Genomic DNA, 12,964 nt, shown 5'->3' with positions numbered 1-12,964 from the left:
CACCGGCACCCACACGTCCTCGGCTGGCACCTCTTCCGTCGAGCCGGGTTGCACCTTCCGGTGGAGCCCCCGGGCGACTAGCTTCGCATGATGAGCACCTCGTCCCTCTCCAACCGCCGCTACATCCTGAAGGCGCGCCCCGAGGGCCCGCCGGACCGCAGCCATTTCGAGCTCCACGAGGCGCCGGTCCGGGAACCTGGCGACGGCGAAGTCCTCGTCCGCACGCGCTACCTGTCCGTCGATCCGACGAACCGGATCTGGATGAGCGACATGAAGCAGTACATGCCGCCGGTGAACCAGGGCGAGGTGATGCGCGCGCTCGGCGTCGGCGTCGTCGAGCGCTCCCGTCACCCCGACTATGGCGCAGGAGACCTCGTCTCCGGCCTCCTCGGCTGGCAGGACTACAACGTCGCGGCTCCCGGCGACCTCGCCCTCACGCGCTTGCCCGCGCTGGACGTCCCGCTCGGCGCCTTCCTCTGCCCACTTCACGTGACCGGCGGCTTCACCGCGTACGTCGGCCTCTTCGATATCGCGCAGCCGAGGCCGGGCGAGACCATCGTCGTGTCCGCCGCCGCCGGCTCCGTGGGCTCCCTGGTCGGCCAGATGGGGAAGATCGCGGGCTGTCGCGTGGTGGGCATCGCCGGCAGCGACGCCGGGTGCCGCTATGTGACCGAGGAGCTCGGCTTCGACGCCTGCATCAATTACCGCACCGAGGACGTCGCGGCGGCGCTCGACCGCGCCTGTCCGGACGGCGTCGACATCGATTTCGAGAACGCAGGCGGCGACATCCTGGACGCCGTGCTCGACAAGATGAACCTCTTCGGAAGGGTCACGCTCTGCGGCCTCATCTCGACGTACAACGACAAGCAGCCCCGCCCGGGCCCCGTGCGCTTCCCGCTCATCCTGATGCAGCGGCTCCGGGTGCAAGGCTTCGTCATCACCGATCATCAAGCGCGCTTCCCCGAGGCCTTCGAGAAGATCCACGGCTGGATCAAGGAGGGCAGGATCGCCTGGCGCGAGCGCGTGGTGGAGGGCCTCGAGAACGCCCCGGATGCGCTCGCGATGCTCTTCCAGCCGAACAAGATCGGAAAGCTGCTGATCAAGGTCTCCGACTAGTCAGCCAGGCCGGCGCACGCCCATGTCGACGAGGCGGTGCAGGACCTCATCCCTGAAGTACGGGAGCTCGGCGGCGTGGTCGATGAAGCAGAGGGCCAGGCCGCGGGCCCCGGCGAGCTCCCTCCCCGGGGGCCGGTCAGCTCGGCGAGATCTCGAGCTCACCAGGCAGCTACCGCAGCACCCCCGGCGGATCCGGCTCCCGCAGCGCGATCAGCGCCGGCGAGAACTGCACCGGGTACCTCGCCGGCGCGCGCAGGAGCGCCACCGCGTCCGGCAGCAGCTGGCGCGCCGCCAGGGAGCGCTCGCGCCCGGCGCTCGCCGGCTCGGGCGACTCGAGCGCGCGCCCGCCGCGCATCGCCGCGCGCGCGAGCGGGGCGAGCCTCGCGACCCCGAGCGCGCGCGGCGCCAGCATCCGCTCGTGCGCGAGGTGGATCACGTCGAAGGCCGCGCGCCCCGCCTCGTCGAAGTAGCGCGCCACCATCTTCCGCCCCGCGATCACGTCGCCGCGATCGCTCGTGCCCTGCCGGAGCGCCCACGCGCCCGCCTCCTCGAGCGCCACGAGCTCGCAGCGCGCCGCCGGCAGCCCCTCGACGGCCTCCCCGAGCCCCGACGCGACCCAGCCGCCCGCGCGCGCGCCCACGCGCCTCGCCTCGAGCAGCAGCGCCTCCTCGTCGTCGCCCCCGAGATCGACCATCCGATCGGCGTACCAGGGCCAGCTGCCCTCGAGCGGGGACGGCAGCGGCGCCAGCTCGCCGAGGTCGATCCCCGCCTCACCGCGGAACGGGACGCCGAGCGCCGTGGCCGCGAGCGCGCTCGTCGTCGCCGCGGCGCCGCCCACGTGCGCCGCGCGGGCGAGCGCGAGCGCCTCGTCGGCGAACGGCACGCTCGCCGACGACCCGTCGACGATGTCGCCGCCGCCGGCCGCGATGTGGAGCCGCGCGGCCCGCGTCGCCGCGGCCGTGCCGCGGCGGAGCGCCGGCGCGAGCAGCGCGCCCACGAGCAGCGCCTCGACGAACGGCCCCTCCACCGAGGCGACGGGCGTCCCCGGGAAGGCGATCGTCCCGTCGGGCATCGCGTCGATGTCGACCGAGAGCGGCGCGCCGGCGAGCCGCTCCTCGAGCGCGTCGCTCAGGCCGCACGCCGCGCGCGCCGCGGAGACCGCCGCCGCGTCGAAGCGCGCGCCGTCCACCGCGAGCGCCTCGAGCGCCGCCTCGAAGCCGGCGACCACGAGGAAGCCCGTGTGGGCCGGCATCGCGGTGAAGGAGAGCTCGAAGCTCGCGCGCCGATCGGCGACCCCCGCGTGGACGAGGCGATCGGCGTCGAGCAGCGCGCGTCCGTCGCGGAGCAGCGGGCTCGCTCGCAGCAGGGCCGCCGGCATCCGCCCCGCTCAGAGCCGCTCGGCCAGCATCCGCGTGCCGGCGACCGTCGAGGCCTCGTCGAAGAGGAACGGCAGCATCACGGTGGGCAGGTCGATATCGCGGCGCAGCCGGGCCAGGCTCTCGCGCTGCACCGACTCGCGCATCGCCCGCCGCGCGCCGGCCACGAAGGCGCTCTCGACGGTGTCCGCGGCGCGCGCCGGCGCCTGGATGTCGAGGCGCGTCGGGTCGACCAGGAGGGCCCGATGCTCCTCGGGCGAGAACAGCGCCGGCAGCACGCCGTTGATGATCACCCGGTGGACGGGCAGGCCAAGGTCGACCCGGACCTCCGCCACGAGCTCGACGGTCTCGGTCGCCGGCATCTCCTCCGGGAGCGTCACGACGACGACCCCGCTCCGTGCGGGATCCCTGAACATCGCCCACGCCGCCTCGGCGTCCCGGCGCAGGATGCCCGGCGGCGCCACGTCGAGGATCACCTTCGGCACCCGCAGCATGTCCACCCCGTGCCCCGTCGCGGGCGCGTCGAGCAGGACCACGTCGAAGCGGTTCGAGCCGTCCGGGAGCAGCTCCGTCGTGTGGAACCACGCCTTGCCGAGCATCGCCCACTCGAACAGCCCGGGCACCGCGCGGAAGAAGGTGCGCGTGTACTTGTTGTCGAAGACGAGATCGGCCGCGGCGCGCATCTTCAGGACCATCTCGCCGTACTCCCGGAGGGCCCTGTCCGGCGAGATGTTCACCGCCGACACGCGCTCGGCGACCTGGATGACCTCCGGGCCGATCGGCTTCGAGCCGAGGATGGCGGAGAGCCGCTCCTTCGTGTGGCACATCGCGACGAGGACGCGCTTGCCGCGGGCGGCGAAGGCGAGGGCGAGGGCCCCGGAGATCGTCGTCTTCCCGACGCCTCCCTTGCCGGTCACGAACAGGAAGCGCCGGCGCTCGAGCTCCGGCAGGTCATGGTCGAGCCCGCCCGCTTCTGAGGCTTGATGGACGCTGATCATTCCTCGCCAGCGGAGTTACGCGCAAGCTCAGGCGAAGGCAACCCGGATCAAGGAAACGGGCTCTGCTATGCATCGCTCATGCGCATCACCGAGCGACACCTTGAACCGCTGAACCGACGCTTCCAGGGCGCGTCACCCGTCGAGCTGCTTCGCTTCGTCCGCGAGTCCTTCGGCCCGCGCGCGGCCATCATGAGCAGCATGCAGCGCGCCGGGACCGCGCTGTGCCACATGGCCGACCGCGCCGGGCTCTCCTTCGACGTGGTCTTCGTCGACACCGGCGTGCTCCACGCCGAGACGCTCGCCACGCGCGACGAGCTCGCGCGGACCCACCCGAACCTGCGCGTCGTCACGCTCTCGCCCGAGCGCAGCTTCATGCAGCAGACGCGCGACGAAGGGCTGCTCTACCTCTCGAAGGAGGGCCAGGAGCGCTGCTGCGACCTCCGCAAATCGGCCCCGCTCAGCGCCATCCGGGGCCGCTACGACGCGCTCGTCGCGGCGCTGCGGCGGGGCGAGGGCGGCGCCCGCGCCAAGGTCGCGCCGTTCGGCCTCGACCCCGCGAACAACACGCTCCGCGTCCACCCCTTCGCGTCGCTGACCGGCGAGGAGCTCGACGCGTACTTCGCCGCGCACGAGGACGCGCTCGAGAACCCGCTGCACGCGATGGGCTTCCGCACCATCGGCTGCTTCCCCTGCACGACCCCGGTCCTGCCCGACGAGCCCGACCGCGCCGGGCGCTGGCGCCACCTGGCGAGCGTCGAGTACTGCGGGATCAACCCCGTGGACCGGGGAGACACCGACGGCGGCGTCGATCTCGACGACCGGTACGAGCGCCTGTTCGCCGCGTGACCGCCCGACGACCTGCGCGAGCACGCCGACGCGGCGTGGCACCTCGACGCGGCGTGACGATCGCCTGCGAACACCGGTTCGCGGCAGCTCGATCTTGACTCAAACGGCATGCAGGGAGATTTGCCCCGCATGCCGGCGAGCTACTTCGACGTAGACGGCACCCTGGTCACGACGAACCTCGTGCACCCGACGGTGTTCTACATGCTGAACCAGCCGACGCCGATGCACAGCCTGGCGAAGCTCGGCCGCGCGATCGTGAAGGCGCCGTGGATGGCGATGGCGGAGCTGCAGGATCGGCGCCTCTTCAACGAGCTGCTCTTCAGCTCGTTCGAGGGCGTCTCCGAGGATCGCCTCGTGGCGCTCGCGGAGGAGGCGTTCGCGAAGGTGCTCAAGCCGGCGATCTACGCGAAGGCGCGGGACCTCGTGAAGTGCAGCCTCGACAAGGGGCACGACGTCGTCCTCGTCTCCGGCGCGCTGGATTTCCTGATGCAGCTGCTCGCCGATCACCTCGGCGCGACGGGCATCATCGCGAACCGCCTCGAGGTGAAGGATCGGTTCGCGACGGGCAAGCTCCTGCGCCCGGTGGTGGCCGGGCCCGAGAAGGCGCGGCTCATCCGCGAGCACGCCCACGCCCACGGGCACGACCTCGACGAGTGCTTCGCGTACTCGGACAGCTACTCGGACGTCCCGATGCTCTCGGTCGTCGGCTACCCGGCGGCGGTGAACCCGGACCGCAAGCTCAAGATGCTGGCGCAGGCGTACCACTGGCCGATCCTCCACCTCGCCGCATGACCCCTGCCTCCCCGCCGGCGGCGGGAGGCCACCACCAGCCCAACACGTCGCACCCCCTGCTCTGAAGGTCCCATGAGCCATCCTTGCGTCGTCACGCTAGACAGCCGCAGCGCCCCCCGGGTGCTCTTCTCAGGCGACCAGCTGGTCGAGGTCGACCTGCCCACCGGCACCCGGGTGCTCTACGCGAAGCCGCCCATCGAGCCGCTGAAGGACGTCGACGCCGCGATCCGCTACGCGATCAACCACCCGTACAACTCGGAGCCGCTCTACGCGAAGCTCCGCCCGGGGATGAAGGTCACGATCGCGGTGGACGACATCTCGCTGCCGCTGCCGCAGATGAAGCGCCCCGACATCCGCGAGCGGGTGCTCACGATCGTGCTCGACCTGCTCGCCGACTACGGCGTCGACGACGTGGAGATCATCATCGCCACGAGCGTCCACCGGCGGATGAAGGACTGGGAGGTCCGCCACATCGTCGGCGACCGGATCTTCAACGCCTACTGGCCGAAGCGGCTCTACAACCACGACGCCGAGAACGCCGCCAACATGAAGTACGTCGGCACGACCGACGTCGGCGAGGAGGTCGAGCTCAACAAGCGCGCGGTCGACAGCGACCTCGTGATCTACGTGAACCTCAACCTCGTGCCGATGGACGGCGGGCACAAGTCGGTCGCCGTCGGGCTGTGCGGGTACCGGAGCCTGCGCGCGCACCACAACCCGCGGGTGATGCGCGACTGCTACTCGTACATGGATCCGAAGAGCTCCGCGCTGCACACGAGCGTCGAGCGCATGGGCCGGCTGGCCAACAAGAAGCTCAACGTCTTCACGATCGAGACGACGATCAACAACCGCATGTTCGATCGCCCGCTCGAGTTCCTCGCGAAGAACGAGGACGACCTGAGCGCGGGCGAGAAGAGCGCGCTGCGCGCCCTCCGCTTCACGCTGTCCAAGGTGCCGCAGCCCGCGCGCCAGGCGATCTTCCAGCGCGTCCCCTCGCCGTTCGGGGTGACCGGGGTGTTCGCCGGCGAGACCGAGGCCGTCCACGAGCACACGCTGAAGCGCAGCTTCGACCAGTACCTCGTCCCGGTGACGGGCCAGGCCGACATCCTGATCACGGGCATCCCGTACATCAGCCCGTACAACGTGAACTCGTTCCTGAACCCGCTGCTCGTGCAGGTGATGGCGAACGGCTACCTGTTCAACCTCTACCGCGGCGCGCCGATGCTCAAGAAGGGGGGGACGATGATCATCCTCCACCCCTGCACCGACCTGTTCGACAACGAGCACCACGCCCCGTACATCGAGTTCGTGCACCGGCTCCTGCCGGAGACGCGGGACGCGATGGAGCTGCACAAGCGGTACGAGAAGAAGTTCTCCGAGAACCCCGCGTACATCGAGATGTACCGCTTCGGGCACGCGTACCACCCGACCCACCCGTTCTTCATGTGGTACTGGGGCGAGGCGGGGCGGCAGCACATCGGCCGGATGATCGTGGTCGGCGCCGACAACGAGTACATCCCGCAGCTGCTCGGCTGGGAGACGGCGCGCACGATGGACGAGGCGCTGCGGATGGCGAAGCAGTCGGCCCCGCCCGCGCCGGAGATCCTGGCCCTGCACACCCCGCCGATCTTCATGGCCGACGTGACGGCCTAGCGCGCCCGCGGGGCGTGCCGCGCGACCGCTTCGAGGCGTGGTGCGACGCGATGGACGTGCGCACGCTCAAGACGCGGCCGACGCGCTGGGCTCCCTAGAACAAGGCCTTTATAAGGGCTGCTTCCTCATCGGCGCCCTGAGCTCGGCGAGCACGCGCTCGCGGACGAGCGGCAGCGGCGGCGAGCCGTGCGAGAGGAGCGCGTCGTGGAAGCGGCGCAGCGAGAACGCCGGGCCGAGGGCCGCCTTCGCCTCCTCGCGGAGCTTCAGGATCTGGAGCTTGCCGAGCGTGTAGGCGAAGTAGCCGGGGTCGAACGTCGCGCGCACCGCCTGCTCCCGCGCCGTCGCGCGGTCCTGGAAGCAGTCGTCGACGAAGCGGCGCTCGGCCTCGTCGAGGCTCATGCCCTCCGCGTGCACCCCGAGCGAGACGACCACCCGGCAGTTGCGCAGCAGCGCGTCCGCGAGCTGGCCGAGGCGATTCTGCAGGTCCTCCTTGCCGAACCCCTGCTCGATCATCATCTGCTCGACGTAGTGGGCCCAGCCCTCCACGAACGAGTAGCTCCCGAACATCTTCTGCGCCTCCGTCGGCGCCCGGCTCTCCCACAGGCCCTGGACGAAGTGCCCCGGGTAGACCTCGTGCACGGTCGTCGAGAGCAGCGTGCCCCGCGGCATCACGTACTCCTCCTGCTCCTTCCGGGGCCACGAGGGGTCCGGCTTCGTGATGTAGTAGAACGCCTCGAGCCCCTTGCGCTCGAACGGCCCCGGCGCGTCGAGGAAGGCGGCGTTCCAGCGCATGTAGGGCGGCGTCTCCTTCACGATCGCCCGCTCGTCGGACGGCAGGCTCACGATCTCCCTGTCGACGATGAACCTGCGCGCCGACTCCATCATCCGCGTCGCCTCGGCGAGGAGCTGCTCCGCCTTCGGCCGGGAGGTCCTCACCTTCCTGGCGAGCTCCTGGTACGCCGCCTTGTTCGCCGCGAGGTCGTCCTCGCCCATCTTCTTGAACTCGGCGAGCGGCATCGAGAGCCCCTCCTGCGCGAGGAGGAGCTTCCGGTACCGCGCCTCCCCGAGCACATGGCTCGCGTCGCCCTTCGGCAGCTCGACCTTCGCGAGGTGCTCGGCGAGCGCCTCCGCCGCGCCGGCGAGCGCGGCGTTCGTCTTCTCGAAATCGGCCTGGAACGCGGGGTCGCCCACGCCCTTGAGCAGCTTGACGACGTCGCCGCGCAGGTACTCCGCGTAGCCGCGGAAGATCTTCACGGCGACCTCGAGCACCGGCTTCGGCATCGGGCTCACGAGGTTCTCGAGGACGCGCGGCGCCTGGGCCAGCGCCGCCTTCTCGTGCTCGAGGAGGCGCCGCGCGCGCTCGGGCAGCGGCGCGTACGCGCGATCGAGGTAGTGGTTCACGCCGAACAGATCGCCGTAGAACTGCGGCCGCCGGCGCCACTCCTCGAGGTCCCTCCCGCTGAAGATCTTGAGGTCGATCTGCTGGAGGAGCAGCGCGCGGTCGAGCGCCTCGTCCGGGGAGAGCGCCGCGGCGTCGACGGCGGCGAGCGCAGCGCGGTCGCGCTCGAGGCGCGCGAGCCGCCGCTCCATCGCCGCGGCACCGTAATCGGCGACCTTGCCGTCCTGCTCGTGCAGCCCGCGCGAGCGCGCGAAGGCGGGCTCGTCCGCGACCCATTCGCGCAGGATCCGATCGCGCAGCGCGGTGAACGGCTCGCGCGGCGCCTCCGCCGGCCGCGCGGGCTCGGCGCTCGCCACGACCTGAGGGGGCGCCGCGGCCCGAGGGGGCGCCGCGCCGAGAGAAGGAGTCGGCGCCGAGGCGCTCCCGCCGCAGGCGGCGAGCGGCGCGAGCGCCGCGAGCGCCGCGAGCCGGCGCCAGCGCGAGCGGACAGGTGCGGGTGCGGCCATGACGGGGCGAGCCTGTCAAACCGGCCCGCGCAGGTCAACGCCGCAGGTCAGTCGCGGAGCGCGCGATCGATGATCGTGTCCACGTGCGAGAGCGCGTGGTCGAGGTCGAAGCAGCGCGCGATTTCGTCCGGGGCGAGCAGCGCCGCGACGTCGACGTCGGCGGCGAGGTTGTCGCGGAAGCGACCCTCGCCCGCGATCGCGCGCATCGCGCAGCGCTGCACCAGCTCGTAGGCCGCCTGCCGCGGCCTGCCCTTCTGGACGAGCGCCAGGAGCACCGCTTCGCTGAAGAAGAGCTCGCCCGTGCTGTCGAGGTTCTGGCGCAGCCTCTCGGGGTAGACGACGAGCCCCTCGACGAGCCCGGCGGCGCGGTCGAGCATGAACCCGAGCGTCGAGGTCGCGTCGGGCGCGATCATCCGCTCGACCGACGAGTGCGAGATGTCGCGCTCGTGCCACAGCGGCACGTTCTCGAGCGCCGGGATCACGGCCGCGCGCACGACGCGCGCGAGGCCGCACAGGTTCTCGCTGAGGATGGGGTTGCGCTTGTGGGGCATCGCGCTCGATCCCTTCTGGCCCACGGTGAAGCGCTCCTCCGCCTCGCGGACCTCGGTGCGCTGCCAGTGCCGCACGTTGGTCGCGAGCCGCTCGATGCCCGCCGCGATGAGCGAGAGCGCGGTGAAGAGCTCGGCGTGGCGGTCGCGCGCGACGACCTGCGTCGAGACCGTCTCGGGGCGCAGGCCCAGGGCGGCGAGCGCCCGCTCCTCGATGCGCGGCGACAGGTGCGCGTACGTCCCGACCGCGCCGGCGATCTTCCCGACCGCGATCGCCTGGCGCGCCGCGAGCAGGCGCACTCTGCCGCGCTTCATCTCCGCGAGGTGGCCGGCGAGCGCCAGGCCGAACGTGATCGGCTCGGCGGCGATGCCGTGGCTCCTGCCGATCATCGGGGTGCGCCGGTGCTCGTCCGCGCGCCGCGCGAGCGCGCTGCAGAGCTTGTCGAGCCGCGCCGAGAGCAGGTCCGTCGCGCGGACGAGCAGCAGCGCGAGGCTCGTGTCGAGCACGTCGCTCGAGGTCATCCCCCGGTGCAGCCACCGCGCGCCCTCGCCCGCGAGCTCCTCGACGTGCGTCAGGAAGGCGATGACGTCGTGCTTGACCGTGCGCTCGATCGCCTCGATCCGCGCGGGATCGAGCGTCAGCTGCTTCGCGCGGATCCCCTTCGCGATGCCGGCGGGCACGAGCCCTTCGGCCTCCATCGCCTCGCAAGCGGCGAGCTCCACCTCGAGCCAGGTCGAGAATCGGGTGGCGGGCGACCAGAGCTCTTCGAATTCAGCGGGAGTGTAGCGGGGGATCATGGGCGGGACGCTGCGAAGGTCTGGAGGGTGCGTCAAGGATGGAGTGGTCCAGGGAGGTCCAGGCGCGCGGGGGCCGGCTCGCGCTGCTCGCCTGCGCGCGCCACGCCGCGCCGCGCGCCCCGCGCCGTCGGGCGGGGCGCTTGCGGACGCGCGGCGCGCGGCAAACGTTGGCGCGATGTCAACCCAAGCGCCGGCGCCTGCGCGCGCCGATCAGGGCAGGTCGTCCGCCCGCACGCCCCACGCGGCGGGCGACGCGCCGCCAGAGACGCTGCCCGCGGGGGCGAGCGAGGCGAGCGCCGTCAGTCAGGCGCCGCTCCCCCCGCGGGCCGAGCCTGGGCGCCGCGAGCCAGCGGGGCGCGCCGGCGGCGCGGCCGCCGCTGCCAGCGCGCCGGCTGTCGTGAACGAGCCGGCGCCCGCGAGCGAGGCCCGCGCGAGCGTGCGCGGGGCTCGCCGGGTGCAGCCGTACATCGTGGTGGTCGCGATGGACCTGTCCGAGCCGGGCGGGCGGGCGTGGCGCTTCGCCTTCGATCTGGCGGCGCTCCGCGGCGAGACGGAGATCCACGCGGTGGTCATCGGCCCGCGGCAGGTCGCCCCGGCAGTGCGCGACGTGACGACGCCGGGCGCGTCGTCGCCGCCGTCGCTCCGCGTGCTCCAGCACCGGTTCGCGGACGGCCAGGCCCGGCTGATGGCGATGCACTTCCGCACGGGCCGGCCGGACCGGGCCATCGTCGCGCTCGCCCGGGAGCTGAGCGCCGATCTCATCGTCGTGGCCACGCACCCGCAGTCGCCCCTGCAGCGGCTCTTCGGCGGCTCGACGGCCGATCGGATCGCGCGGAACGCGCCGTGCCCGGTCGTCGTCGTGCGCCCCAAGGAGGACGATGACGCCGACGCGGCCAACTACGACCCCAGGCTGCGCTGACGCGGAGGCGCGCGGCGGACCACCGCCCGCTCGATCTTCGCGCTCGGTGCCGCTCGGGCGCGGGCCGCCGCGCGCTCGATGCCGCGCGGGCTACCGCGCGCTCGATGGCCGCGCGTCGGCCTTCGCCGCCGGGTCGAGCCTGTCCGGCGCGCTGACGCCCTCGGCCTTGCCCCCTTCCCGCGTGTCCGCGTAGCCCCACGCGACGCCGGCCGCGTCGACGAGGAGGTTGTTCGCGTCGCCGATCGGCATCGGGTCCATCGCGAGGACGTGCCCTCGCCGCGCGAGGTCGTCGAGGGCGGCCTGCGGCGGAGGTGTCAGCCGCTCGACGCGCACGCGATCCGGCATCCACTGGTGGTGGACGCGCGCGTGGCGGACCGCCTCGTCGATGGTCATCCCGTGATCGATCAGGTTGCGGAGGACCTGCGCGACGGTGTTCGGGATCGTGTCGCCCCCGGGAGATCCGAGGACGAGCGCGACCTTGTCGTCGCGGCTCACGAGGGTGGGCGTCATCGAGCTCGCCATGCGTTTGCCCGGCGCCACCGCGTTGATCCCCGTCTCGGAGAACGCGCCCATCGCGTTGGCGAGCAGGATGCCCGTGCCGGGGATCACGATCCTCGCGCCGAAGCTCGCCGACAGGGTGGTCGTGCACGAGACCGCGTTGCCCTGCGCGTCGATCACCGAGAAGTGCGTCGTCTGCGGGGACTCCTGCGCGACGGCGCCCAGAGGCGCCGCGATGTCGCCCGCCGGCGTGGCCCGCTCCGGATCGACGGGCGGCCTGCGGCGCATCAGGTAGGCCCCGTCGAGCAGCTGCGCGAGCAGCTGCGCCGTCTCGGGCGCGACGAAATCGGGGTCGGCGCTCACCTTGCGCCGATCGGCGTACGCCCGCTTCGCCGCCTCGACGAACAGGTGCAGCGACAGCCCCGAGTCGACGGGCGCCTCGTGCGCCTTGAGCCGCTCGAGCGTGAGCATCATCTCCGCGAGCGCGACGCCGCCCATCGAGGGGGGCGGCATCGTGTCGACGGTGAAGCCGCGGTACGAGAACCGGAGGGGCGCGCGCCACTTCGCCTGGTAGGCGCGCAGGTCGCTCTCGCTGATGTGGCCGCCGCGCTCGCGCATCGCGCCGGCGATCTGCCGGGCGATGGCGCCCTCGTAGAACGCGCGCGGCCCCTCCGCGGCGAGCGTCTCGAGGGTGCGGGCGAGATCGAGCTGCCGCACCAGCTCGCCCTGGGCGACCGGCGCCTTGCCCCGCCCCCAGATGGCGCTCGCGGCCCGATCGGCCTTCAGCCGCGGCCACGCCCAGCGCAGCGTCAGCGCCTGCCGCGCGCCGAGGCGGTGCCCCTTGCGCGCGAGGGAGATCGCCGGGGCCAGGAGCTCGGCGAACGGGCGGGTGCCGAACCGCTCGTGGGCCAGGGCGAGGCCGGCGACCGAGCCCGGGACGCCGGCGGACGCATAGCCGTGCGCCCCGGCGCGCACCATCGCCATGTTCGACGCGGTGGTCACCGACGCGGGCGCGGCCTCGCGGAAGTCGAGCGCCTGCGTCTCGCCGTTCGCGAGGCGGACCAGCATGAAGCCGCCGCCGCCGATGTTGCCCGCGCTCGGGTGGGTCACCGCCAGCGCGAACGCCACGGCGACCGCGGCGTCGACCGCGTTGCCGCCGCGCCGCAGCACGTCCGCGCCCGCGCGCGTCGCGTGCTCCTCGACCGAGGTCACGAGCCCGGCGTCGCCGCGCACCGCCCGCGGGCCGCCCGAGGCGAGCGCGATCGGCGGCACCGGCGGCGTCGGCTCCGGCGCCGCGGCGTCGGCCGTGGGCGCCGCCGCGGCGCTCGCGGCCTGCGGCGCGGCGCTCGCGCTGGCGACGGCCGGCGCGGCGTCGGCCGCGAGCGCCGCGGGCGCCGCCGGGTGCGGCGCGGGCGGCGTGCGGGCCTCGCAGCCTGCGAGCAGCGCGAGGGCGAGCGCCCAGCGCGGCATCGAACGACGGAGCAGGGTCATCAGGGTGCGCGCGAATCTACTACG

General features: G+C 72.9%; 11 protein-coding genes. 5 read left to right on the top strand and 6 right to left on the bottom strand.

The genetic code is table 11. The features are described 5' to 3' along the window. Positions 1–90: 90 nt before the first annotated feature. Positions 91–1,116 (top strand): NADP-dependent oxidoreductase, encoded by a 1,026-nt coding sequence (locus WMF27_RS41950; RefSeq protein ID WP_437769944.1) that lies wholly within the window; start codon positions 91–93, stop codon positions 1,114–1,116. Here the strand turns inward: WMF27_RS41950 and WMF27_RS41945 are convergent, their stop codons facing one another. From WMF27_RS41945 to WMF27_RS41935, 3 genes are read right to left on the bottom strand one after another with little or no spacing between them, the layout of a single operon-like run. Further along, positions 1,117–1,278, bottom strand: coding sequence for a hypothetical protein (locus tag WMF27_RS41945; RefSeq protein ID WP_437763289.1), 162 nt, complete (start codon positions 1,276–1,278; stop codon positions 1,117–1,119). It lies immediately after the preceding gene. Positions 1,279–1,285: 7 nt separating this feature from the next. Next, positions 1,286–2,494, bottom strand: a complete 1,209-nt coding sequence (locus tag WMF27_RS41940; protein ID WP_437763290.1) for a hypothetical protein — start codon at positions 2,492–2,494, stop codon at positions 1,286–1,288. 9 nt (positions 2,495–2,503) lie between these two features. Then, positions 2,504–3,490 carry an ArsA family ATPase gene (locus WMF27_RS41935; protein WP_437763291.1) on the bottom strand — a complete coding sequence of 329 codons (987 nt, stop codon included), beginning with the start codon at positions 3,488–3,490 and terminating at the stop codon, positions 2,504–2,506. Positions 3,491–3,568: 78 nt separating this feature from the next. Here WMF27_RS41935 and WMF27_RS41930 point away from each other — a divergent pair, with 78 nt between their 5' ends. The 3 genes from WMF27_RS41930 (at position 3,569) to WMF27_RS41920 (ending at position 6,781) form a co-directional block, all read left to right on the top strand. Further along, entirely contained in the window at positions 3,569–4,336 is a 768-nt protein-coding gene (locus tag WMF27_RS41930; RefSeq protein WP_437763292.1) for a phosphoadenylyl-sulfate reductase, read from the top strand. A 129-nt stretch (positions 4,337–4,465) separates the two neighbouring features. Continuing rightward, on the top strand, positions 4,466–5,128 hold the full coding sequence (locus WMF27_RS41925) for an HAD family hydrolase (protein WP_012240903.1): 663 nt from the start codon (positions 4,466–4,468) through the stop codon (positions 5,126–5,128). A gap of 72 nt (positions 5,129–5,200) precedes the next feature. Next, the gene (locus tag WMF27_RS41920; protein WP_437528366.1) at positions 5,201–6,781 is read left to right on the top strand and encodes a lactate racemase domain-containing protein; all 1,581 of its coding nucleotides are present in this window, start codon (positions 5,201–5,203) and stop codon (positions 6,779–6,781) included. Between the two features lie 108 nt (positions 6,782–6,889). Here the strand turns inward: WMF27_RS41920 and WMF27_RS41915 are convergent, their stop codons facing one another. Then, a complete protein-coding gene (locus WMF27_RS41915; protein WP_437763294.1) occupies positions 6,890–8,686 on the bottom strand; it encodes a DUF885 domain-containing protein in 1,797 nt (598 codons plus the stop codon). A gap of 47 nt (positions 8,687–8,733) precedes the next feature. Then, positions 8,734–10,032 (bottom strand): adenylosuccinate lyase, encoded by a 1,299-nt coding sequence (gene purB / locus WMF27_RS41910; RefSeq protein WP_437763295.1) that lies wholly within the window; start codon positions 10,030–10,032, stop codon positions 8,734–8,736. 175 nt (positions 10,033–10,207) lie between these two features. On the opposite strand from purB, the gene WMF27_RS41905 reads away from it, so the two are divergent. Beyond that, positions 10,208–10,951: a universal stress protein gene (locus tag WMF27_RS41905; protein WP_437763296.1), complete on the top strand. Its 744-nt coding sequence runs from the start codon at positions 10,208–10,210 to the stop codon at positions 10,949–10,951. 90 nt (positions 10,952–11,041) lie between these two features. Here WMF27_RS41905 and ggt read toward each other — a convergent pair whose 3' ends face one another. Continuing rightward, a complete protein-coding gene (ggt, locus tag WMF27_RS41900) occupies positions 11,042–12,940 on the bottom strand; it encodes a gamma-glutamyltransferase (protein WP_437763297.1) in 1,899 nt (632 codons plus the stop codon). Between the last annotated feature and the right edge of the window lie 24 nt (positions 12,941–12,964).

The sequence above is a fragment of the Sorangium sp. So ce281 genome (assembly GCF_051527395.1).
Taxonomy (GTDB): Bacteria; Myxococcota_A; Polyangia; order Polyangiales; family Polyangiaceae; genus Sorangium; species Sorangium cellulosum_B.
This window is presented reverse-complemented; position numbering and strand designations above follow the sequence as displayed.

What these genes read in the sequence shown, in the direction of transcription:
- ggt (WP_437763297.1), bottom strand. Translation starts at nt 12,940, where the DNA reads ATGACCCTGCTCCGTCGTTCGATGCCGCGCTGGGCGCTCGCCCTCGCG.
- WMF27_RS41950 (WP_437769944.1), top strand. Translation starts at nt 91, where the DNA reads ATGAGCACCTCGTCCCTCTCCAACCGCCGCTACATCCTGAAGGCGCGC.
- WMF27_RS41940 (WP_437763290.1), bottom strand. Translation starts at nt 2,494, where the DNA reads ATGCCGGCGGCCCTGCTGCGAGCGAGCCCGCTGCTCCGCGACGGACGC.
- purB (WP_437763295.1), bottom strand. Translation starts at nt 10,032, where the DNA reads ATGATCCCCCGCTACACTCCCGCTGAATTCGAAGAGCTCTGGTCGCCC.
- WMF27_RS41925 (WP_012240903.1), top strand. Translation starts at nt 4,466, where the DNA reads ATGCCGGCGAGCTACTTCGACGTAGACGGCACCCTGGTCACGACGAAC.
- WMF27_RS41905 (WP_437763296.1), top strand. Translation starts at nt 10,208, where the DNA reads ATGTCAACCCAAGCGCCGGCGCCTGCGCGCGCCGATCAGGGCAGGTCG.
- WMF27_RS41915 (WP_437763294.1), bottom strand. Translation starts at nt 8,686, where the DNA reads ATGGCCGCACCCGCACCTGTCCGCTCGCGCTGGCGCCGGCTCGCGGCG.
- WMF27_RS41935 (WP_437763291.1), bottom strand. Translation starts at nt 3,490, where the DNA reads ATGATCAGCGTCCATCAAGCCTCAGAAGCGGGCGGGCTCGACCATGAC.
- WMF27_RS41920 (WP_437528366.1), top strand. Translation starts at nt 5,201, where the DNA reads ATGAGCCATCCTTGCGTCGTCACGCTAGACAGCCGCAGCGCCCCCCGG.
- WMF27_RS41930 (WP_437763292.1), top strand. Translation starts at nt 3,569, where the DNA reads ATGCGCATCACCGAGCGACACCTTGAACCGCTGAACCGACGCTTCCAG.